This is a genomic window from Pseudomonas sp. O39, assembly GCF_045447295.1.
Taxonomy (GTDB): domain Bacteria; phylum Pseudomonadota; class Gammaproteobacteria; order Pseudomonadales; family Pseudomonadaceae; genus Aquipseudomonas; species Aquipseudomonas antarctica_A.
The window spans coordinates 268048-290152 of record NZ_JBJGXV010000005.1 but is presented as its reverse complement, the minus strand read 5'-3'; the positions used below and the strand labels follow the sequence as shown (position 1 = coordinate 290152).

Annotated in this window: 21 protein-coding genes; 10 read left to right on the top strand and 11 right to left on the bottom strand. The window is 60.3% G+C overall.

Annotated features, from left to right (window positions below; translation table 11 throughout):
- Nucleotides 1–31 precede the first annotated feature (31 nt).
- Nucleotides 32–496, bottom strand: a complete 465-nt coding sequence (locus ACI77D_RS10405; protein WP_128586855.1) for a CopD family protein — start codon at nt 494–496, stop codon at nt 32–34.
- A gap of 99 nt (nt 497–595) precedes the next feature.
- Between ACI77D_RS10405 and dinG the strand changes: the two genes are divergently transcribed.
- The 6 genes from dinG (at nt 596) to ACI77D_RS10375 (ending at nt 9090) form a co-directional block, all read left to right on the top strand.
- The gene (gene dinG / locus ACI77D_RS10400) at nt 596–2740 is read left to right on the top strand and encodes an ATP-dependent DNA helicase DinG (RefSeq protein ID WP_064451190.1); all 2145 of its coding nucleotides are present in this window, start codon (nt 596–598) and stop codon (nt 2738–2740) included.
- Between the two features lie 98 nt (nt 2741–2838).
- Entirely contained in the window at nt 2839–5136 is a 2298-nt protein-coding gene (locus tag ACI77D_RS10395) for a beta-galactosidase (RefSeq protein ID WP_407016533.1), read from the top strand.
- 82 nt (nt 5137–5218) lie between these two features.
- Entirely contained in the window at nt 5219–6364 is a 1146-nt protein-coding gene (locus ACI77D_RS10390) for a serine hydrolase domain-containing protein (protein ID WP_064451192.1), read from the top strand.
- A gap of 143 nt (nt 6365–6507) precedes the next feature.
- On the top strand, nt 6508–7686 hold the full coding sequence (locus ACI77D_RS10385; RefSeq protein ID WP_262667237.1) for an OmpA family protein: 1179 nt from the start codon (nt 6508–6510) through the stop codon (nt 7684–7686).
- 27 nt (nt 7687–7713) lie between these two features.
- Nucleotides 7714–8361, top strand: coding sequence for a pyridoxamine 5'-phosphate oxidase (gene pdxH, locus ACI77D_RS10380; protein WP_407016532.1), 648 nt, complete (start codon nt 7714–7716; stop codon nt 8359–8361).
- A gap of 264 nt (nt 8362–8625) precedes the next feature.
- Entirely contained in the window at nt 8626–9090 is a 465-nt protein-coding gene (locus ACI77D_RS10375) for a glycine zipper 2TM domain-containing protein (protein ID WP_010176704.1), read from the top strand.
- Nucleotides 9091–9195: 105 nt separating this feature from the next.
- On the opposite strand, the gene ACI77D_RS10370 is transcribed toward ACI77D_RS10375, so the two are convergent.
- The 3 genes from ACI77D_RS10370 to nhaA all read right to left on the bottom strand — a co-directional run bounded on the left by ACI77D_RS10370 (nt 9196) and on the right by nhaA (nt 12683).
- Nucleotides 9196–9615, bottom strand: coding sequence for a DUF6124 family protein (locus ACI77D_RS10370; protein WP_407016556.1), 420 nt, complete (start codon nt 9613–9615; stop codon nt 9196–9198).
- Nucleotides 9616–9676: 61 nt separating this feature from the next.
- Complete coding sequence (locus tag ACI77D_RS10365; RefSeq protein WP_221294142.1) at nt 9677–11299, bottom strand: methyl-accepting chemotaxis protein; 1623 nt, start codon at nt 11297–11299, stop codon at nt 9677–9679.
- A gap of 208 nt (nt 11300–11507) precedes the next feature.
- Nucleotides 11508–12683 carry a Na+/H+ antiporter NhaA gene (nhaA, locus tag ACI77D_RS10360; protein WP_064451196.1) on the bottom strand — a complete coding sequence of 392 codons (1176 nt, stop codon included), beginning with the start codon at nt 12681–12683 and terminating at the stop codon, nt 11508–11510.
- A 216-nt stretch (nt 12684–12899) separates the two neighbouring features.
- Between nhaA and ACI77D_RS10355 the strand changes: the two genes are divergently transcribed.
- Nucleotides 12900–13994: a PLP-dependent cysteine synthase family protein gene (locus tag ACI77D_RS10355; protein WP_407016531.1), complete on the top strand. Its 1095-nt coding sequence runs from the start codon at nt 12900–12902 to the stop codon at nt 13992–13994.
- A 135-nt stretch (nt 13995–14129) separates the two neighbouring features.
- Here the strand turns inward: ACI77D_RS10355 and ACI77D_RS10350 are convergent, their stop codons facing one another.
- The 3 genes from ACI77D_RS10350 to ACI77D_RS10340 form a co-directional block, all read right to left on the bottom strand.
- Complete coding sequence (locus ACI77D_RS10350; protein ID WP_407016530.1) at nt 14130–15743, bottom strand: NAD(P)/FAD-dependent oxidoreductase; 1614 nt, start codon at nt 15741–15743, stop codon at nt 14130–14132.
- Between the two features lie 106 nt (nt 15744–15849).
- Entirely contained in the window at nt 15850–16521 is a 672-nt protein-coding gene (locus ACI77D_RS10345; protein WP_407016529.1) for a COG3650 family protein, read from the bottom strand.
- A gap of 97 nt (nt 16522–16618) precedes the next feature.
- Entirely contained in the window at nt 16619–17218 is a 600-nt protein-coding gene (locus tag ACI77D_RS10340; protein WP_407016528.1) for a short chain dehydrogenase, read from the bottom strand.
- Nucleotides 17219–17321: 103 nt separating this feature from the next.
- Between ACI77D_RS10340 and ACI77D_RS10335 the strand changes: the two genes are divergently transcribed.
- Nucleotides 17322–18230, top strand: coding sequence for a LysR family transcriptional regulator (locus ACI77D_RS10335; RefSeq protein WP_064451201.1), 909 nt, complete (start codon nt 17322–17324; stop codon nt 18228–18230).
- Here the strand turns inward: ACI77D_RS10335 and ACI77D_RS10330 are convergent.
- The 4 genes from ACI77D_RS10330 to ACI77D_RS10315 are packed head-to-tail and all read right to left on the bottom strand — an operon-like array spanning nt 18227 to nt 20692.
- Nucleotides 18227–18712 carry a DoxX family protein gene (locus ACI77D_RS10330; protein WP_407016527.1) on the bottom strand — a complete coding sequence of 162 codons (486 nt, stop codon included), beginning with the start codon at nt 18710–18712 and terminating at the stop codon, nt 18227–18229. The two genes, ACI77D_RS10335 and ACI77D_RS10330, sit on opposite strands and share 4 nt — an antisense overlap.
- Nucleotides 18709–19485 carry a DUF2063 domain-containing protein gene (locus ACI77D_RS10325; RefSeq protein ID WP_407016526.1) on the bottom strand — a complete coding sequence of 259 codons (777 nt, stop codon included), beginning with the start codon at nt 19483–19485 and terminating at the stop codon, nt 18709–18711. The genes ACI77D_RS10330 and ACI77D_RS10325 overlap by 4 nt, the downstream gene beginning before the upstream one ends.
- Nucleotides 19482–20363: a DUF692 domain-containing protein gene (locus ACI77D_RS10320; RefSeq protein WP_407016525.1), complete on the bottom strand. Its 882-nt coding sequence runs from the start codon at nt 20361–20363 to the stop codon at nt 19482–19484. Before ACI77D_RS10320 ends, ACI77D_RS10325 begins: the two co-directional genes overlap by 4 nt.
- 23 nt (nt 20364–20386) lie before the next feature.
- Nucleotides 20387–20692 carry a DUF2282 domain-containing protein gene (locus tag ACI77D_RS10315; protein WP_407016524.1) on the bottom strand — a complete coding sequence of 102 codons (306 nt, stop codon included), beginning with the start codon at nt 20690–20692 and terminating at the stop codon, nt 20387–20389.
- A gap of 43 nt (nt 20693–20735) precedes the next feature.
- Here ACI77D_RS10315 and ACI77D_RS10310 point away from each other — a divergent pair, with 43 nt between their 5' ends.
- Both ACI77D_RS10310 and ACI77D_RS10305 read left to right on the top strand, forming a co-directional pair.
- Complete coding sequence (locus ACI77D_RS10310) at nt 20736–21110, top strand: hypothetical protein (protein ID WP_064451206.1); 375 nt, start codon at nt 20736–20738, stop codon at nt 21108–21110.
- 23 nt (nt 21111–21133) lie between these two features.
- On the top strand, nt 21134–21943 hold the full coding sequence (locus tag ACI77D_RS10305) for a hypothetical protein (RefSeq protein ID WP_407016523.1): 810 nt from the start codon (nt 21134–21136) through the stop codon (nt 21941–21943).
- The last annotated feature ends 162 nt before the right edge of the window (nt 21944–22105 follow it).

The window sequence follows — 22105 nt, the reverse complement described above, 5'->3', positions numbered from 1 at the left end:
GCTTGCCCGCGATGGCGGACTCAAGGTCGCCTCAGAACATCGGGCGAGCCGAAGCAATTGCTACTACCACCAGCCCCACAATCAAATTGATCCCCACCAGCTTGCGAATCTGCCCCAGCGCAGCCGCACCCGCCGGCCAATCCTCAGCCGCCACCGCTTTCCGCAGTTCCGGGAACTTCAACGCCTGGATGCGGATAAACAGCGCCGTCATCACTAGATATAAGCCCATCATCACCTGCACATAACGCGGCGCGGTTTCAAAACCGCTGAAGCGCAATTGCAGCAGGCCGATGCCGCTGATCGGCAAAACCAGCACCGCGACCCAGACCCATACGAAAAAACGTTGAAACACATTCGCCCACAGCTTGAGCCGGGCAGGGCCCTCAAGTGCCGCCATGGCGGCGGGGCGCAGGATCATCCAGGCGAAAAACATACCGCCGACCCAGATCAGGGCGGCCAGTACATGCAGGGTGTAAGCGAGGCTAAACGCGGTCATTGTGGTACTCCGTTCTGCGCGGGATTAATTAGCGGGGTATGATAGCGGCCGATCCGAACCACTGAAAATTTATCCAGCGTTTTTTGCGCCCGACAATCCATGATCAGCACTGAACTCAAAACCACGATCCAGGGCGCCTATTCGCGTTTTCTCGAAGCCAAGAGCTTGAAACCGCGCTACGGCCAACGCCTGATGATCGCCGAAGTGGCCAAAGTCCTCGGGGATATCGACACCGACGACGAAGGTCGGCGCAGTGGCGACCCCGCGGTCGTGGCCGTCGAGGCCGGCACCGGTACCGGCAAGACCGTGGCCTACAGCCTGGCCGCGATCCCTACCGCCAAGGCTGCCGGCAAGCGCCTGGTGATCGCTACCGCCACTGTCGCCCTGCAAGAGCAGATCGTCTACAAAGACCTGCCCGACCTGATGCGCAACAGCGGCCTGAACTTCACCTTCGCCCTGGCCAAGGGCCGTGGCCGCTACATGTGCCTGTCCAAGCTCGACGTATTGTTGCAGGAAGGTCACGCACAAACCGCCACGGCTTCGCTGTTCGAAGAAGAAGGTTTCAAGATCGAGGTTGATGAAGTCAGCCAGAAGCTGTTTACCAGCATGATCGAGAAGCTCGCCGGCAATAAATGGGACGGCGACCGCGACAGCTGGCCCACTGCTTTGGAAGATGCCGACTGGGCGCGCCTGACGACCGATCACAGCCAATGCACCAACCGCCATTGCCCCAACTTCGGGCAGTGCGCCTTCTACAAGGCCCGCGAAGGCATGGGCAAGGTCGATGTGATCGTTACCAACCACGACATGGTCCTGGCTGACCTGGCCCTGGGCGGTGGCGCCGTATTGCCGGACCCGCGCGACACCCTTTACGTATTCGACGAAGGTCACCACCTGCCGGATAAAGCCATCGGCCACTTCGCCCACTACACACGCCTGCGCTCCACCGCCGATTGGCTGGAAACCACCGCCAAGAACCTCACCAAACTGCTGGCCCAGCACCCGCTGCCCGGCGACCTGGGCAAGCTGATCGAGCAAGTGCCGGAGCTGGCGCGGGAGATCAAGACCCAGCAGCAATTCATGTTCAGCGCCTGCGAGCAGGTTGCCGACTTCAAGCCCGGTGAGGATGTGGAAGGCCGTGAGCGGCCACGTCACCGCTTTGTCGGCGGGCTGATCCCCGAGCACATGCGCGAAATGGGCATCGAGCTGAAAAAGGGCTTTTCGCGCCTGACCGACCTGTTCACGCGTTTGACTGACCTGCTCAAGGAAGGCATGGACGGCGAGGTCAACATCGGCATCGCCAGCAACCAGGCCGAAGAATGGTACCCGTTGTTCGGCAGCCTGCTGTCGCGTTCCCAAGGTAACTGGGAGCTGTGGACCGCCTTCACCGTTGAAGACCCGGAAGACAACCCGCCGATGGCGCGCTGGCTGACCTTGTCGGAAAGCGGCGCGCTGTTTGATATCGAGGTCAACGCCAGCCCGATCCTTGCCGCCGAAATGCTGCGCCGCAACCTGTGGAACGTGGCCTACGGCTGCCTGGTAACGTCGGCCACGCTGACGGCCCTGGGCACCTTCGATCGATTCCGCATGCGTGCCGGCCTGCCGAAAAAAGCCGTCACCGCCGTGGTGCCGAGCCCGTTTCATCACGCCGACGCGGGCGTGCTACGGGTGCCGGACCTCAAAGCCGACCCGCGCGACGCGCCGGCCCACACGGCGGCGATCATCCGCGACCTGCCGGAGCTGGTCGAAGGTTCGCGCGGCACGCTGGTGCTGTTTTCCTCGCGTAAACAGATGCAGGATGTGTTCGATGGCCTCGACCGCGACTGGCGCAAGCAAGTGTTTATCCAGGGCAACCTGTCCAAACAGGAGACCCTGAACAAGCACAAGGCGCGGGTCGACGGTGGGGATTCGAGCGTGTTGTTCGGCCTGGCCAGCTTCGCCGAAGGTGTGGACTTGCCCGGCGCCTACTGTGAGCACGTAGTGATCGCCAAAATCCCGTTTTCGGTGCCGGATGATCCGGTCGAGGCGGCCCTGGCCGAATGGATCGAAGCGCGGGGCGGTAACCCGTTCATGGAAATCTCGGTGCCGGATGCGTCCTTGAAGCTGGTCCAGGCCTGCGGTCGCTTGCTGCGCACCGAAGAGGACCGGGGCACCATCACCTTGCTTGACCGCCGTTTGGTCACTCAGCGCTACGGCAAAGCTATCCTCAATGCCTTGCCGCCGTTCAGGCGCGAAATTTCTTAAGCCACCGTGGGCGAACTCGCCCACTTCGTGGTCTATCTCACTGCCAACGCTTTATGTCATCAGGCCAGTCACCGGCCGTTTGGGAGAACCTTGTTCGTATGATTCGCACGCTGCCCGCTCTGTTTGCCTTGTTGTTCACCGCGCCCTTGATGGCTGCGCCTGCCGGGCAACAAACGCTGTTCAACTTCGTCCGGCCTGCCGATGTGGTCAAGGTGGCGACCCAGGACGCCAGCTTGCCCCAATACAATGCCGAGCAAACCGCCGAAGGCGAAGTGCTGCGCCGCATCACCTTCAACCCGGCGGCCGAACCGAGCCTGGTGCTTAGCCCGCAGACCGGCGTGTGGGACTGGTCGCAATCCGGCGCCATGAGCCTGCGTATCCAGAGCGCCATGGACTGGGCGCTGACCCTGTACGTGAAAGTGCAGAGCACGGACGGCAAGACCCTGGTCAGCCGCATCGACCTGCCGGCCGGCCCGGTGCAGACCTTGTTGATCCCGCTGCAAGCCAACTCGCCGCTGAGCCAGGGCATGAAGGCCGGCCCGCCGATGCCAATCACCGTAGATGGCCAGCGCGTACTGCTGGCCGGCAGCGCCGGTGAGATTGACCGCAGCCAGGTGGCGTCGGTGACGTTGTCGATGATCAAGCCCAATGCTGCCCAAAGCATCCTGCTGGAACGCTTCGGCGTGCAGGACAGCGAGCCGGTGCTGAAGGCGGCCTACAGCGAATTGGTCGATGCCTATGGCCAGTCCACCCGCGCGCGCTGGCCGGAAAAAGTCAGCAGCGACGAGCAACTCAAGACCGCCGCCGCCAAGGAGCAACAACAGCTCAAGGGTTGGTTGGCCGAGCGCGATAAATCAGCGCTTGATCAATATGGTGGCTGGAACAAAGGCCCGGCGTTTGAAGCGAGCGGGTTTTTCCGCACCGAGAAGCGTGACGGTCGTTGGTACCTGGTGACGCCGCAAGGCCATCCGTTCTACTCCCTGGGCGTCAACACCGTGGCCCCGGACAACAACCAGACCTACGTGGCCGGGCGCGAGTGGATGTTTGCCGCGTTGCCCAAGGTCGGCGAGCCGTTCGACAAGTATTACGGAAGCGGCGATAACCGTGGCGGCAACGGCGCCGACCAGGGCCGTGGCTTCAATGTAGGGCGTTGGTACGATTTTTACGGCGCCAATTTGCAGCGTGCCTACGGGACTGATGGGTTCGACCAGAAGCGCTGGGTCACCCACACCCTCGACCGTCTGCAAGCCTGGGGTTTCAACACCGTAGGCAACTGGAGCGACGAAGCGTTGGCCACCGCCGACCGGGTGCCGTACACCTTGCCGCTGTCGATTGTCGGTGACTACGCCAGCATCAGCACCGGCACCGACTGGTGGGGCGGCATGCCCGACCCGTTCGACCCGCGGTTTGCCATGGCCACCGAGCGCGCCGTGGCCATTGCGGCCCGCGATCACCGCGATGATCCCTGGCTGATCGGCTTTTTTGCCGACAACGAGCTGGCCTGGGCCGGTCCGGGTGATGATCCGAAATCCCGTTACGCCTTGGCCTACGGCACCCTGCGCATGACCACCGACGTACCGGCCAAGCGCGCGTTCCTCAAGCAACTGCGCGACAAGTACCGCAACGAAGATGGCCTGTCGAAAGCCTGGGGTATCCATTTGTCCGGCTGGGAGCTGATGGAAGACCCTGGGTTCGAGCCGCCGATGCCGAGTCCCGAGCATCCGGAAATCGAAGCTGACTTTAAATACTTCCAGAAGACCTTCGCCGATGCCTACTTCAAGACCATCTCCGACTCGCTGAAATGGCACGCGCCCAACCATTTGTTGCTGGGTGGCCGGTATGCCGTCAGCACGCCTGAATCCGTGGCGTCCTGCGCCCAGTATTGCGATGTACTGAGCTTCAACATGTACACCCTCAAGCCCCAGGACGGTTATGACTTCGCCGCCTTGCACGCGCTGGACAAACCGGTGCTGATCACCGAGTTCAACTTTGGCTCGGCAGACCGTGGCCCGTTCTGGGGCGGCGTCACTCAACTGGCCCGGGAAGAAGACCGCGGCGCGGCGTACAGTAACTTCCTCAAACAGGCCATGGCCGAGCCGTCGATTGTCGGTGTGCACTGGTTCCAGTATCTGGACCAGCCGGTGACCGGGCGTCTGCTCGACGGCGAGAACGGCCACTTCGGGCTGGTGGGCATCACCGATGTGCCGTTCCAGGGCTTTGTCGACAGCGTGCGTAAAAGCAACCTGGCAGCGGTGGATCAACTGGGCAAAGAGGCTGAAAAGGCCAAGGCGGCCAGCGCGGTGCGTGAGCATGAAGGCGGGAAGTCGGGGCATGAAGGCAAAGGCCCGGGGCAGGGCGCCGGGCATGCTGGCGGGCACGCTGGAAATGGCCATTGATTCATCGTTGACGGGTTCACAAAACCCCCAAGGACTGGAACAATGTCGGCCAATTCTTACGGTGTTTTCCAAGGCGGCTTAGGTGCAGATTCAGGGTCATTACGAGCTCCAGTTCGAAGCGGTACGTGAAGCGTTCGCCGCGTTGTTCGATGACCCGCAGGAGCGTGGTGCCGGGCTGTGTATCCAGATCGGCGGCGAAACCGTCGTCGACCTGTGGGCGGGTACCGCCGACAAGGATGGCGCTGAGGCCTGGCACAGCGACACCATCGTCAACCTGTTTTCCTGCACCAAGACCTTCACCGCCGTTACGGCCCTGCAATTGGTGGCCGAGGGCAAGTTGCAACTCGACGCCCCTGTCGCCAACTACTGGCCCGAGTTTGCGGCGGCCGGTAAAGAAACCATCACTTTGCGCCAGTTGCTCTGCCACCAGGCCGGGCTGCCGGCGATTCGCGAGATGCTGCCCACCGAAGCCCTGTATGACTGGCAATTGATGGTCGACACCCTCGCGGCCGAGGCCCCGTGGTGGACGCCGGGCCAAGGGCATGGCTACGAGGCCATCACTTACGGCTGGCTGGTCGGCGAATTGCTGCGCCGTGCCGATGGGCGCGGGCCGGGTGAGTCGATTGTGGCGCGGGTTGCGCGGCCCCTGGGCCTGGACTTCCATGTCGGGTTGGCGGACGAAGAGTTTTATCGTGTTGCACATATAGCGCGCAGCAAAGGCAATATGGGCGATGAAGCCGCGCAACGGTTACTTCAAGTAATGATGCGCGAACCGAACGCCATGACTACGCGTGCATTTGCCAATCCACCGTCTATTCTGACCAGCACTAATAAGCCCGAATGGCGGCGCATGCAGCAGCCAGCGGCAAATGGTCACGGTAATGCGCGCAGCCTGGCGGGTTTTTATAGCGGTTTGTTGGACGGTAGTTTGCTCGAAGCGGACATGCTCGAACAATTGACCCGCGAACACAGTATCGGGCCGGATAAAACCTTATTGACCCAAACCCGTTTCGGGTTGGGCTGCATGTTGGATCAGCCGCAATTGCCCAACGCCACGTTCGGCCTTGGCCCACGTGCGTTTGGGCACCCGGGCGCCGGTGGTTCGGTGGGGTTTGCCGACCCTGAACATGATGTAGCGTTTGGTTTCGTGACTAATACACTGGGGCCTTATGTACTTATGGACCCGCGTGCACAGAAGTTGGTCGGAATATTGGCCGGTTGTCTGTAAAGAGCTTGCTGTTTCACGTTTTTTTGTTACAAAGGCAAGTATAAGAAGGCGCTGAACGAAATTTTGTAACTTTAATGTTCTGTAAGCGTCTGTTTAACGGGTCACCCAGACCCCCTGGTTTTTTCTCATTTTGTGGATATCTCATGTTATCGAACAAGTCCTTGGCACTGGCGCTGTGCCTCACTATTACTGGCTGCGCACAAACTCCACAAAATGATGCCGAAGGTGGGCATTGGTGGTCATTTGGATCTGATAAGGCTGCTACCAAGGACGCAGTGACCCAAACCGACGCCAAACCGGATGCCAAACCTGCTGCGGGCGCCAAGCCTGTCGCGCCGGTTGCTGCCGCAGCTGCTGCTCCAGCGCCTGCCGCTGCCGCCGCACCTGCTCCGGTCGCCAAGGCTGACACCGGTTCCAGCTGGTGGCCATTCTTCTCCAAGAGCGCTGATGAAAAGGCCGCCGATGCCAAGGCCGACTTGAAAGCCGACCTCAAGGCTGCAACCCCGGCTTCTACCCCGGACGCTGCGCCGGCTGTCGCCAAGACCGACACCGAGACCAAATGGTGGTGGCCTTTCGAAAGCAAGCCGAAGCCACTGGCCAAGGTCGATGTGACCAACGTGCCGATGCCGGACCCGAAAATCACCCAAGCCTGGCTCGACGACTATGAGCCGCGCCTGCGCGCCGCCATCAAGGACAGCAACCTGCAACTGGAGCGTCGCGAGAACGTACTCGTTGTGATCGCGCCGGTTGATGGCTCCTACAACCCGAAACGTCCAGCCATGTTGCTGCCGGTTACCCTCGGCCCGTTCACTCGCGTTGCCAAGGCGGTTGAAGGCGATCCGAAGACCGCTGTGCTGGTGCTCGGCCACGTCGACACCAATGGTGCCGAACCGGTGAGCCAGGCGTTGACCCGCGAGCGCGCGCAGTCCATCGCTTCGATTTTCAGCCTCAGCGGTTTGAAACAGGATCGCCTGATGATGCGTGGCATGGGTGACCTTATGCCGCGTGCCGCCAACGACAGCAACCAGGGCCGTGCGCTGAATCGTCGCATGGAAATCCTGTTCACTCAGCGTACAACTATGTTGGCGTTGCTGAGCAAGTACAACTCGGGCAAACCACCGGTCGCTGACATGGTCGCTGTGCAAACTGCGCCAGCTCCTGCACCGGCTCCGGCTGCGAAAAAAGCGGCTCCGGCGAAAAAGGCCCCGGCCAAGAAAGCCGCCGCCAAGCCAGCTGCGAAAAAAGCCGCTGCCAAGCCTGCCGCGAAGAAAGCAGCACCGAAGGCTGACGCCCCGGCTGCAAATGACCAGGCGAAAAACTGATCCGTTGAAGCAGAAGGATAAAGCCGCATGACCCAGGCACTGGCCGATATGCGCCGTGACTACACACGTGACGGTTTGAGCGAGGCCCAGGCACCGGGCGAGCCGTTTGCGTTGTTCCACCAATGGTTTGGCGAGGCGGTAAAAACCGAGCAGCCACCGGTGGAGGCCAATGCCATGACGTTGGCAACGGTTGATCAGGACGGTCGCCCGCACTGCCGCATCCTGTTGCTCAAGGGCCTGGACGCGCAGGGCTTTACCTTCTTCACCAACTATCAGAGCGCCAAGGGTGAACAACTCGCGGCGCGACCGTTTGCGGCCATGACTTTCTTCTGGCCCACTCTGGAGCGCCAGGTGCGCATCGAAGGGCGGGTGGTCAAGGTTACGCCTGAAGAGTCGGATGCTTATTATCAGGTTCGGCCTTTGGGCAGCCGTCTTGGCGCCTGGGCGTCGCCGCAAAGCAAAGTCATACGTGACCGTGAACAGCTGCAGGACCTGCTCAAGGCGACCGAACAGCGTTTCAGCGATACCCAGCCCGACTGCCCCGAGCATTGGGGTGGCTACCGTTTGTTGCCCGAGCGCATCGAGTTCTGGCAAGGCCGTGCCAGCCGCCTGCATGACCGTCTGAACTATCGCCTGCAAGCCGGCGAATGGACGCGCGAGCGCCTGGCGCCCTGAGTTTCATCTTTCTTCATTCCCTCTGAATGCTGACCCTCACACCGAAGTCTCCACACAGGAGGCTTCGGCGTGTTCGCTTGCGCGACTACAATGAAGAACGCATTCATGACGATCTTCGGAATAAGGCGAGCGCTACCGTTCGTCGATTTTTCTGGTACTGGCAGTCTGTACTAGGGCTGAATGAAAGCAATTTTCTGGCGTGCTTGCCGTGACAGGCGCCAAGCTGCGGCGTCTAATGAATACCTGTCCTTTGGAGTTGATGCTATGCGTAAGTCTGTTTTACTAGTTGCCTGCTTTACCACCCTGTCGTTGCTGTTGGGTGGCTGCGCCTCGAGTCTGACCGGCGACTCGTACTCCCGTGACGAAGCGCGTCGTGTACAGACCGTTCGCATGGGCACCATTGAATCCCTGCGTCCGGTGAAAATCGAAGGCACCAAAACCCCAATCGGCGGTGTTGCCGGTGCAGTGGTTGGCGGCGTTGGCGGCAGTGCTATTGGCGGTGGCCGTGGCAGTATCGTCACTGGCGTTATCGGTGCTGTTGCCGGTGGTCTGCTGGGTTCCGCCGCTGAAGAAGGCCTGACCCGTACCCAGGGCGTTGAAGTCACCGTTCGTGAAGACGATGGCAGCATGCGCGCCTACGTTCAGGCCGTTGATCCCAACGAAGTCTTCCGCATCGGCGACCGTGTGCGCATCATGACCGTTAACGGCACCAGCCGCGTTACTCGCTAAGCGCCGGCGGTAGAAACACAAAAAACCCCAACCGGGTGACCGGTTGGGGTTTTTGTTTTAGGGGGCAGGATGTCTACAAATTGAAGCCAAGCGCTTTTAGCTTCATTAGACAGGGCACTGCTGCTCCATTGCTCGGTCGACTAAAAGCCCCGCCAGTTCCAGTAACTGCCCAATGGCTAACAATTGGCTGCGTGTTTTTCCGTCCACGGTGTCTGCCAACTCAGAGGTCAGCCCGCTGGCGCCTATCAGGGTTTCGTATGCATTTACCAACAAGGCCTCTGTGTTGGCGGCTGAGTTGATCGAAAACAGTGGCTCGTAACGATTTAACCAGGCGGTGTCGGGCTCGAAATGATTGGCTGGAGCCGCCCCTGATCGCCGCGACGCGATGGAAGGTGGCAGCTGTACGCAGGTTCGCGGACCAAGAACTTGAAACTCGGCATACCCGAAGGTATCCCGCGCACAGCTGCCATAACACGAGGCGCCAGCCACAGGAGTAGCTGACGAAAAACGATGGCAATTATGCATCAAGTTAACAGGCCGCTTCGGCTAAAACCGAAGCGGCCTTTTGGTTTTTTACCCTGTCATTTCAAATCTGGAAGTGCTTCACCATCGTGTTCAATTCATGCGCCAGGCTGGCGAGGGATTGCGAGGCGGCGGTTGTTTGGGTCGAGCCTTCGGCGGACTGAATCGACAGTTGTTGAATATTCAGCAAATTGCGATCAACCGCCCGGGCAACGTCGGCTTGCTCCGCAGCCGCCGTGGTAATCACCAGGTTTCGGTCATTGATCTCATTGTTGGCGGCAAGAATATCCGCCAGCGCTTGCTGTGCCAGTTCGGCCAAGCCAAGGGTTTGCTGGGTCATGGTGCTACTGTCGAGCATGGTGTTGACGGTACTGGCCGTGTTGGTCTGGATACTGCCAATCATTTGTTCGATTTCCTGGGTCGATTGGGCAGTGCGGTGAGCCAGGGCGCGCACTTCGTCGGCGACTACGGCAAAACCACGGCCGGCCTCACCGGCACGCGCAGCTTCGATGGCCGCGTTCAGTGCCAGCAGGTTGGTTTGCTCGGCAATGGTGCGGATAACATCAAGCACTTTGCCGATACCCTTGGCCTGCTCAGCCAGACCGCCCACTTGCCCGGAGCTGACCTCCACGCCACGGGTCAAGGCCTGGATGGCGTTCAGCGCCTCGACCATGCGCTGCTGGCCTTTCAAGGCAATGCTTCGCGACTCCTGGGACAGGTCGGAGGTCGAGGCCGCGTTCCTGGCGACCTCTTCAATGGCGGTGGTCATCTGGGTGACGGCAGTGGCCGCCTGTTCGATCTCGCCATGTTGCTGTTGCAAGTCCCGGCTGCCTTCGGCGGTGACGGCATTCAGTTCTTCAGCCGCTGCGGCCAATTGGCTGGATGAGCCGGTTATTTGTCGCAGGGTCTGCACCAGGTTGTTGCGCATGGTCTCTTGTGCCCGGAGCAGGCGGGTGGCTTCGTCGTTGCCCGTAGGGTTGATGGGCTGGGTGAGATCGCCCCTGGCGATGGTTTCGGCTACGTGTACCGCTTCAATGATGGGGCCGGTAATGCTTCGGGTCAGCAACCAGGCCACCAATACGGTGCCGCCACTCACCAGCAGAATCACGATTGAGATGCCATTCACGGCATGCTGGTAGGCCGCTACGGAGGTCTGGCCAGCTTGTTCTGCGCCTTTGTTGGCCAGGTCTATCAGTTGGTCGAAGTTCTTGGTCATCTGCTCATAACTTTCTCGAATACTGTTGAGAAAGTCGCGGGCGCCGGCCTTGTCGCCCGAGCGCGAGCGTTTGAGCATCTCGGCGTGATTCTTCGCGTACGCATCGAGGCTTTGGTTGAACACATCGAGGCGTGATTTTTCCTCAGCGGTGCGCAGCAGCGCTGCATATTGGGCAAGCTGCTCCTTGACGCTTTTGAGGCGGCCGGCTGATTTGTCCTCGTAGGTCTGCATGTCGGCATCGCTGGACGACAGGATGTGCGCCATCTCTCCCAGGCGATAACGGTCGAGCGAAGCATTGGCCAATGCCAGGATCCTGACGCGCTGCATCCAGTTGTTCTGAATGTCGGCAGCCTGTGACTGAACTTCACCAATCTGTTTGAGCGCAAACAGGCCGAGAAACACACTCAGTGATGCAATAGCGGCGAAGCCGATGAAGGCTCTGGCAGCGATTCTTATATTTCTCAGGAACATGGGAATGTCGCTCGGGCTGGAAACGCGTTGGAGGCAGTGTCGGGCGGGTGTCCCAGGCGCGGACGGTGAGATCGCCATACCCACTAGTCGGCGGCTAACCGAAAGTCTTTAGGCGTGGCAGCCGGATTACTGGCTAAACGTTGGCGGCGCAAAAAGAAAAACCCCAACCGGGTGATCGGCTGGGGTTTTTGGGTGTTTCAGGTTGGGGTCAGGCTTTCTTGCGACTCGCCATCGCCGTCACTGCATAGCCAATACACGCCGCCAGGATCGACCCGGTCAGAATCCCCATTCGATCCTCGCCGGCGAATTCGCTGGCGCCCGGCACAAAGGCCAGGGAGCCGACAAACAGGCTCATGGTGAAGCCGATACCGCACAGGATCGCCACGCCGAACACCTGGCCCCAGTTCGCGCCACTGGGCAGAGCGGCAAGGCCGGTCTTGATGGCCAGCCAGGTGAGGCCGAACACACCAACGGTCTTGCCGATCAACAGGCCGGCGGCGATGCCCAGGGGCACGTGATGGGTGAAGCTTTCCATGCTCACGCCGGTGAGGGATACGCCCGCATTGGCGAACGCGAACAACGGCAGGATGGCGTAGGCCACCCACGGGTGCAACGCGTGCTCCAGGGTCAGCAATGGCGAAGGTTCGGCGTTTTTGGTGCGCAGCGGAATGCAGAACGCCAAGGTCACACCGGCCAGGGTGGCGTGGACGCCGCTCTTGAGCACACAGACCCACAGGATCAGCCCTATGATCATATAGGGCCCGAGTTTGATCACGCCCAGGCGGTTCATCGCGATCAAGGCAACCAAGCAGGCGCCCGCACCTGCCAGGGCGGCGCCCGACAGGTCGGCTGAATAGAACACGGCGATGACGATGATTGCACCGAGATCGTCGATGATGGCCAGCGTCATCAGGAACAGTTTCAGCGACACCGGCACGCGCTTGCCCAGCAGCGCCAGAACGCCGAGTGCAAAAGCGATGTCGGTGGCCATGGGGATCGCCCAGCCTGCGAGCGCTGCAGGGTAATCCTTGTTGATCGCCCAGTAGATCAGCGCGGGCACCACCATGCCGCCAATGGCCGCCGCACCGGGCAAGACCACTTGCGAGGGCTTGGACAGGTGGCCGTCGAGCAGCTCGCGCTTCACCTCCAGGCCGATCAACAGGAAGAACAGGGCCATCAGGCCATCGTTGATCCATAGCAAGGCGGGCTTGGCGATTTTGAGTGCGCCAATCTGCGCCACTACCGGGGTGTCGAGGAAGGCGCCGTAGAGGTGCGACAACGGTGAGTTATTAATGATCAGCGCCAAGGCGGCAGCGGCGATCAACAACAGACCGCTGGCGGCTTCCAGCTGGAAGAAACGGGTGAAAGTGCTACGCAGAGGCAAGGGATGCTCTCCAATCCAGGTTCAATAGGTGGGTACCCTAACCCGTACCGTTAGTTGTTAAAACAAAAGTTATATTCTTATTTGTTATAAGCAACGGTCAGGATCGGTGATGCGCCGAAGCCTAGCAATTGTGTGTCTAATTGAGACGTCACTGTATCTGTGTGCAGTGTAGGAAACCCCCTAAAATAGGGGCTGAAATCTTTAGAGACGCACCCTATGAGCGACCACCGTAACTGGGCCCGTGAAGCCATTCGCATCATTGAGGCGGACTTTCAGCGCAGCGCCGACACACACCTGATCCCTTTGCCATTGCCGGGGTTGCCGGGTATCGAGTTGTACTTCAAGGATGAGTCCAGCCACCCCACCGGCAGCCTCAAGCATCGGCTGGCGCGTTCGCTGTTCCTGTATGCCTTGTGTAACGGCTGGCTCAAACCGGGTGCGCCGGTGATCGAGGCGTCCAGCGGTTCGACGGCGATCTCCGAAGCGTACTTTGCACGCTTGCTCGGCCTGCCGTTTATTGCGGTGATGCCGGCCACTACGTCGAAGGAGAAGACTGCGCAGATCGCCTTCTACGGTGGCAAGAGCCATCTGGTGAATGATCCGACGCAGATATACGCCGAGTCCGAACGGTTGGCGAAGGAAAGTGGCGGTCACTTCATGGACCAATTCACCTACGCCGAGCGGGCGACGGACTGGCGGGCGAACAACAACATCGCCGAGTCGATCTTCCAGCAGATGCGCTTTGAGCATTACCCCGAACCGAGTTGGTTGATTTCCAGCCCCGGCACCGGCGGCACGACCGCCACCCTGGGACGCTATGTGCGTTATCGCCAGCATTGCACCCGCGTCTTGTGTGCCGATGCCGAGCGCTCGGTGTTCTTTGATTACTACCAGACAGGCGACGCCAGCCTGCGCCTGGATTGCGGTTCGCGCATCGAAGGGATCGGCCGGCCACGGGTTGAGGCGTCGTTTCTGCCCAGGGTGATTGATGCGATGGTCAAGGTGCCGGACGCGCTGTCACTGGCCGCCATGCATTACCTGGCCGAACGGCTGGGGCGGCGGGTTGGCGGGTCCAGCGGGACTAACCTGATCGGCGCCTTGATGGCCGCGCAGCAGATGAAAGCGGCAGGGGAGTCGGGGTCGATCGTGGCGATCTTGTGTGATGGGGGTGAGCGCTATGCCACCACTTACTACGATCAGGCGTGGCTGGCGGGGCAGGGCTATGCACTTGACGGTTTGATCGCGGCCGTTGCGGCGAGTGTCGAACGGGGCGAGCCACTACCGGAGAGCGTCCTGCGCGCAAACATCTGATACGACGCAAAACCCAATGTGGGAGCTGGCTTGCTCGCGAAGGCGGACTGTCAGTCGAAAAATCATCGACTGAATCACCGCTTTCGCGAGCAAGCCCGCTCCCACATTGGAACTGCAGTCGGTTCAGATTCTGCGTCAGGCCTCTATACCGAGCATATCCCGCGCCAATGCCTCGGCAATCCGAATTCCGTCAACACCCGCCGACAGAATCCCACCGGCGTAACCAGCGCCTTCACCCGCCGGGAACAGGCCTTTCACGTTCAAGCTTTGCATCGACTCGTCGCGGGTAATCCGCAGCGGTGACGAGGTGCGCGTCTCGATACCGGTCAACACGGCGTCGTGCAGCGAGTAGCCTTTGATCTGTTTCTCGAACGCCGGCAATGCTTCACGAATCGCCTCAATGGCGAAGTCCGGCAATGCCAGGGCCAGGTCACCCAGTGCCACACCCGGTTTGTAGGACGGCTCCACGCTGCCGATGGCGGTGGACGGCTTGCCAGCGATGAAATCACCCACCAGTTGCGCCGGTGCCTCGTAGTTGCTGCCACCGAGGATGTAGGCGTGGGACTCCAGGCGCTCCTGCAACTCGATGCCGGCCAGCGGGCCACCTGGGTAGTCCACTTCCGGTGTGATGCCGACCACGATGCCGGAGTTGGCATTGCGTTCGTTACGCGAATACTGGCTCATGCCGTTGGTGACGACACGATTGGGCTCGGAAGTGGCCGCTACCACCGTACCGCCCGGGCACATGCAGAAGCTGTAGACCGAGCGGCCGTTCTTGGCGTGGTGCACCAGCTTGTAGTCGGCAGCGCCGAGCTTTGGGTGCCCGGCGTATTTGCCCAGGCGCGCCGCGTCGATCAGCGACTGCGGGTGTTCAATACGGAAACCCACGGAAAACGGCTTGGCCTCCATGTACACGCCACGGCCGTGGAGCATGCGGAACGTGTCGCGGGCGCTGTGGCCGAGGGCGAGGATCACGTGCTTGGAGAGGATCTGCTCACCGCCATTCACCACAACGCCGTTCAACTGGCCATCTTCGATCAGCACGTCGGTGACCCGCTGTTCGAAACGCACTTCACCGCCCAGGGCGATGATCTGCTCGCGCATGTTTTCCACCACGCCGGTCAGGCGGAATGTACCGATGTGCGGCTTGCTGACGTAGAGGATTTCTTCCGGCGCACCGGCTTTGACGAACTCGTGCAGCACTTTGCGACCGTGGAATTTCGGGTCCTTGATCTGGCTGTAGAGCTTGCCGTCGGAAAAGGTCCCGGCGCCGCCTTCGCCGAACTGCACGTTGGACTCCGGGTTGAGCACGTTTTTGCGCCACAGGCCCCAGGTGTCCTTGGTGCGCTGGCGCACTTCCTTGCCGCGTTCGAGGATGATCGGCTTGAAGCCCATCTGCGCTAGCAGCAGCCCGGCGAAGATCCCGCACGGACCAAAACCCACGACGATCGGCCGTTCAACCAGGCCTTGCGGCGCCTGGCCCACCACCTTGTAGCTGACATCCGGTGCCGGGTTGACGTTGCGATCATCGGCGAACTTGAGCAGCAGTGCGGCTTCGCCCTTCACGTTCAGGTCGATGGTGTAGATGAAGCACAGCTCCGACGATTTTTTACGGGCGTCGTAGCTGCGTTTGAACAGGGTGAAATCGAGCAGGTCATCACTGGCGATGCCCAGGCGCTGCACGATGGCAGGCCGCAGGTCTTCTTCGGGATGGTCGATGGGCAGCTTGAGTTCGGTGATTCGTAACATGACGGGATCCGGTAGGCGGCGGGAAAAGAGGCCGGCTGTTTTGCAAACCGGCGATTATAAGCCCCAATGGCGGTATTTCGTCATGTTAAAACAGCGCTGGGCTGATTCAGTCGTCCCGAGAGCCGCCGAACGATGCGCAACCCCGTTGTACCTGGCCGTTGACTCGCAACTCGGCGGTCATGTGTTGCAAGCTGCCGCTGACGCTGTCGATGCAGCGTTGCGGCGCCACCCACAGTTCGATGTGTTGGTTGTTGGCTTCCGTCATCAGGTTAAAGCGGCCGTCGCCCATTTGCTCTTCTACATAGGGCACCGCCAGTGGTGGCTGGCCTTCACGCTCGAGCACCATGCCCTTGGCGGTGACGTTCATGGCCCAGGCGGGTTTGTTACCGTTGGCACGCAGGGTCATGCGCTTGAAGTCCGGGTCATTGCAGGCCGAGGTCGAGCGCTCTACTCGATACAGCTGCTGAAGGTCTACCGAACCCTGTGTGCCGCTGGCGACACCGGAGAACTTGCCGCGCAAGTCGGCAAACAGCACACCCTGTTGGCCGGCCAGGGAGGCGGCCTCCTGCAGGATGCTGGTGCCGCCGGTGTCGTTGACCACGTAGTTGCGTTTGTCGCCGCAAGGTTGGAACAACAGTTTGCCGGCCACCGCCGTCAATTCACCCTGCATGCGGGTCAGCCCCGCAGTCGACGGTTTGGCCGGCTCGCTCTCGAACATCTGGCAAGCGGTGAACAGGGGCAGCAGGGCAAACAGAGCAAGGGTACGGGCGGCGCGCATTTATCGGGTCTCCAAACAAGTGCCGCCACGTTACGCAGGCTGACGCCGCACCACAAGCCCGTCGGCCGGCTTCAGGAATTTCTGACAGACACAAAGTTCAGCCGACGATAAAGGTCTGGCCGGTTTGCAAGCCCTCGACACTTTTCGCGTAGGCCAGCGCCACATCAGCACCGGGTGCAGGTTTGTAGCCACGGAAGTAGGGCGCGTAGCTGCCCATGGCTTCCAGCAGGACGGTCGGGCTCACGGAGTTGACGCGCAAGCCCCGTGGCAGCTCGATCGCGGCGGCTTTGACGAATGCATCCAGTGCGCCGTTGACCAGTGCGGCAGATGCACCGGTGCGGATCGGGTCACGGTTGAGAATGCCGCTGGTGAAGGTGAACGAGGCGCCGTCGTTGGCGTATTCGCGGCCGATCAACAGCAGGTTGACCTGGCCCATCAGCTTGTCGCGCAGGCCCAGTTCAAAATCGGTTTCGCTCATGTCACCCAACGGCACGAAATTCACACTGCCGGCCGCGCAGACCAGGGCATCGAACTTGCCGATCTGTTCGAATAGCTTGCGGATTGAAGCGCTGTCGCTGATGTCCACCTGGAAGTCGCCATGGGTGCGACCGATGCTGATCACGTCGTGACGCTGGGCGAGTTCTGCCTTGACGGCCGAGCCGACCGTGCCGCTGGCACCAATCAATAGGATTTTCATCGTGCTGTTCCTCCAGGGGTAAGTGAGGTTTCAGTCTAGTGTGGCTTTTCGGGTGGATAAACGTGCTAATAGGCAACCTTTGGTTTTCAAATGGAAACAATCCATGAGCGATATGGATGACCTGGCGGCGTTTGCCGTGCTGATCGAAGCCGGCAGTTTCACCGTGGCGGCCGAGCAGTTGGGGTGCAGCAAGGGCCAGCTGTCCAAGCGCATCAGCCAACTGGAAGCGCGATTTTGCGTGGTGTTGCTGCACCGCACCACTCGCAAGCTCAGCCTGACCGCAGCCGGTGCGGCGTTGTTGCCCCAGGCCCAGGCGCTGGTGGTACAAGTGGAGCGCGCCCGACAGGCATTGGCACGGCTCAAGGACGATCTGGCCGGGCCGGTGCGTATGACGGTTCCGGTGTCGTTGGGGGAAACCTTTTTCGATGGTTTGCTGCTGGAGTTTTCCAAGCAGTACCCGCAGGTGCAGATCGAACTGGAATTGAGCAACAGCTACCGGGATCTGGCGCGGGATGGCTTTGATTTGGGCGTGCGCATGGGGGCCATCGAAAACGACCGCCTGGTGGCCAAGCCATTGCTGGCCTGGCATGAGATGACGTGCGCCAGCCCGGCTTATCTGGAACAGCACGGCGAGCCGCTGACCCCGGCGGACCTGGCAGCCCATACCTGCCTGCTGAACAGTCACTACAGCGGGCGTGAAGAATGGCTGTACCACCAGCAACACGAACTGCTGCGTGTGCGGGTCAGCGGCACATTTGCTTCCAACCACTACAACCTGTTGAAAAAAGCCGCACTGGTGGGCGCCGGTATCGCCCGCCTGCCGTCCTACGTTTTACCTGCGGAACTGGCTGACGGCCGATTGCGCTGGCTCCTGCGCGATTATCAGACGCGCAGCATGCCGATGTATCTGGTTCACCCGTATCAGGGTGGCTTGCCGCGCCGCACTCAGGTGCTCGCCGATTACCTGGTGGATTGGTTCAAACGCAGCGGTGAAGCGTTGGACCGGCTTTAATGGTAGCGACGTGCTATCAGGTGATCGATCGACAGGCGCCCCGGGCCTTTGGCTACCAGCAGTAGCAGCAAGGCGATCCAGGTGCCGTGGGTCGGGTAGGCGTCCGGGTAGACAAAGAGTTGAATGGTCAGGGTCATGCCGATCAGGGCCAGGGCCGAGAAGCGTGTGGCAAACCCCACCAGAATCAACACCGGAAAAAAGTGCTCGGCAAAGGCGGCCATGTGCGCGGCCACTTCCGGCGACAGCAGAGGCACGTGATATTCACTGCGAAACAGCGGCAGGGTGGAGGCGGCGAGTCGTGGTTCGCCCAGTTGGAAGGTGCCGCTGATCAGGTCGATGGCAAAGCCTTCGACTTTGGTCTGCCCGGACTTCCAGAAAACTGCTGCAATCGAAAACCGCGCGAGAAAGGCGATCAGGCTGTAGGGGATTTTCTCGAAAAGCGCGATGACCCGTTTTACCAGGCACGAAGGGGATGTGTTCATGGCGATACCTTTTGTTCTGTGTGCAAATGAGTGATGGCGTCGTAGCTGATCAGCAGGGTCAGGCACTGGTTCAGGTCGAATTCGCTGGAGGCTTCCAGGGCCTGGGTCACAGCCATTTCCAGGCCAGCGCCGTGGTTGAGGCTGTTGATGAACGCGACCGAACCCGCGTCTATGGCGAATACCTTGACGGCCAGCCCCTGGCGTAACACCAAGGCACTTTGGGCGTGCCAGGCATTCAAGCTGGCAATGGCACCCTCGGTCTGGTGCGCGGCCCAGATGGCGACAATCGCGTAGGCGGAGTTCAAGGTGGCGAGGGAGGGGTGCAGTTGCAGGCGTAGTTCGCCCACATGGGTTTGGGCTTGCAGTGCCTGCAACAAGGTCTGTTGTTGCAGTGGCTCAATGTCCGCCGCGTGGTAAGCGCACACCCGCAAGCGTTCCAGGCGCGCGACATCGGCCAGGTAGGGCACGCTGGCAGCCGGCTCGAAGCCCTGGATAAAGTCGGCAAAGCTGCTGCCGTATTCACTGATCAGTGGGCTGTTGGGCGGGCAGGCCTGCACATAAAGGGTGGCCATGGCGCGAAAGAATGCCTCGCCGACCAATTGCAACGTGACCGGATAGGCCGTCACCAGCGCATTGATTAACGCGCTGTGGACATTGTTGCGATACACCGCAAAGCGGCTGGCCGGATCGGCGCCATTGCTGCTGAACAGGCCATCGGGGCAGATCGGGTCGGGTGCGAGCAGGGCACTGGCAAATGCTGCTTGATGGCTCATGGGTTGTTCACCTGCGACAGATGCCAGTCGGCGTGTTGGGCTTCAGCGTGCAGTACGCTGAAGGCCGGCACTTGGTTATCGCGCTCAATCAGCGTGGCCACCGGGCCGGTACGCGCGAGTACCTGTTCGTATAACTGCCACACGGCGTTATCGATGGGTGCGCCATGGTCATCGATCAGCAGGCGATCGCCCAGGCTGTCTGTGTCTTCGGCAAACCCGGCCAGATGAATCTCTCCCACGGCGCGCAAAGGCAGTGCGTCAATGTAGGAAAGTGGATCTCGCTGGTGATTGATGCACGACACATAGACGTTGTTGACGTCCAGCAGCAGGCCGCAACCGGTGCGGCGGATGATCTCGCTGATGAAGTCTGTCTCGTCCAGGGTCGAGCGTTGGAATTGCAGATAGGTCGACGGATTCTCCAGCAGCATCGGCTGCTTGAGGGTGCTTTGCACCTGATCGATGTGTTCGCACACCCGTTTCAGGGTGGCGGCATCGTAAGCCAGGGGCAGCAAGTCGTTGAGAAACACCGGGCCATGGCTGGACCAGGCCAGGTGTTCGGAAAAAGAGTGGGGTTGATAGCGTTCGATCAGCGTGGCCAACCGTGCCAGGTGCTCACGGTTCAACGGGCCTTCGCCGCCGATGGACAGGCCCACGCCGTGCAACGACAGTGGGTACTGCTCGCGGATCAAACCCAGGTAGTGATGGAACGGGCCGCCGGCCACCATGTAGTTTTCGGCGTGCACTTCAAAAAAGCCGATGTCGGGTGAGGTCTCGAGCACTTCGATGAAGTGCTCGTTCTTCAACCCCAGCCCGGCCCTGTAAGGGAGGCCGGGCGCCTGAGCAGGTGAGACCGTGTGTTGGGGGGAAAGCGTCATCATCATTACTCAGGCTGAGGGCTGTTTCAGGACTTGGCGGTGAAGGCAGCTTCCTGGCCGAAACCGGTCGGCGAGGTGGCGCTTGGGGTTTTGGTACAGGTGCCGGCTGGGACCAGTTTCCAGGCGTTGGCCTGGTCTTTGACTTTGGAAGTACCCGCGCAGGAGGTGCCGGCGCCTGCAGCACAATCGTTCTTGCCGGCTTCGGCGACACCAAAGCATTTCTGCATGTCATCGGCGGCGTGCGCGGTGCTTGTAAGGGCGGACAGGCTCAGGGCCGAACCCAGGGCCAGAACGAGGGCGGCGGCGGACAGCGAACGGGATTTAGTAGTCATGGTGTAACTCCAGCAGTGAGGTTGGGTAAGGAAGCGTTTTTGCTTGCTTACCCCTCTAGAGTTGGGGCACCGCCATGCGTTACAGCGGCTGACAAAAAAATTTCAGTTCGCCAGTGACAGCGAGGTGGTCGCCAAGATCATTCAGGGCCAAGGATGGGCCGGGGGCAAAGGCATTACGGTGTTACTTGGGATCAATTGGCAATTTGCTGTTGCAGCATTCGGCGATCCTGATATTGCCTACGCCAAAGCGTTGCTGGATGTAGGGCGTGTAGGGCATGCCCTGTTGTTGGAGGGGCAGCATCAAGGGCTGGCGGCGAGAATGACGCCGGCTGTACACGAAGAAACAGCGTCAAATATGCTGCGCCTGACGGAAGAAAGGGATGTTCTTTATGCCATCCGGCTGGTTTTTCCAGGCTGAGTGCGTTGCAAGGAGTTGCAAAAATGAACGGACTTTCGCCGCTGAAGGACGCCTACGAGCGAGAGGGTTATGTCGTTGTTCGCGAGTTACTCGATCGCCAGAAATTGGCACTGCTCGCTGAAAAAGTAATCCAGCAATTGCGCAAGCATCGAATAACCGATGGTTTCACCGAGATTGGCCAGCCGCGCTTCAAGGAACCAGAGCAGGCTGATCCGGACTTTCTGAAGTTTGTCGACGTCATGCGCAGCGAATTGACCGAAGAACTCTTTCAAGCGCCCAAGGTGATTGAGGTGATGAAGCTGCTCTTCGACACCGATGAGGTGTTCGTTCATCCGATCAAATGGGTGCGCGGTTTGGCACCCTTGGGTTCTTCCATGCACTCCTCACCGGGCGTTCACCAGGACTTTCCGGAATTGCAGGGCAGTGCCCAGCAGGTCACCCTGTGGGCACCCTTTTTTAATGTCGATGAGCGGTCGGGATCGCTGCCGGTTTACAACAAAAAACCAGGTGAAACCCTGTTACCGCTCGAGCTGGCACTCAACCCATCAGGATGGCAAGTCTGCCCCGACGTGCTGGGCGCAAAAAACGTCTTCGCATTACGTCCGGGTGATGTACTGCTGTTCAATACGTTTACCCCGCACGGGGGGGCGACCAATACCGGCAAAGGTTGGCGTTGCAGTATCGAGGCACGGTTTCAGCCGCTCGCTGAGCCTTTGGCACCCAGTAATTTTGCCAAGCCGCTGTTGACCCAGGATTGGCAGACGTTCTACGAAGGGTGGCGGACCTGGGGGTTTTACTGGCGGGGACAGGCATCCGCCGCTTATTCCCTTTGATCCATCCTGGGAGCATTGGCGGGATCTGACCGCTATTGGGGAAGCGGTTAAAGGTAACAAGAATGCGATGGCGGCCATCGAAATCGCTGCCAGATTCGGTATGTCCGAACCCGTCAAGTCCTGTGCCCAGGGGTTGCTCGAGTCCTTTGAACGTATTTACGA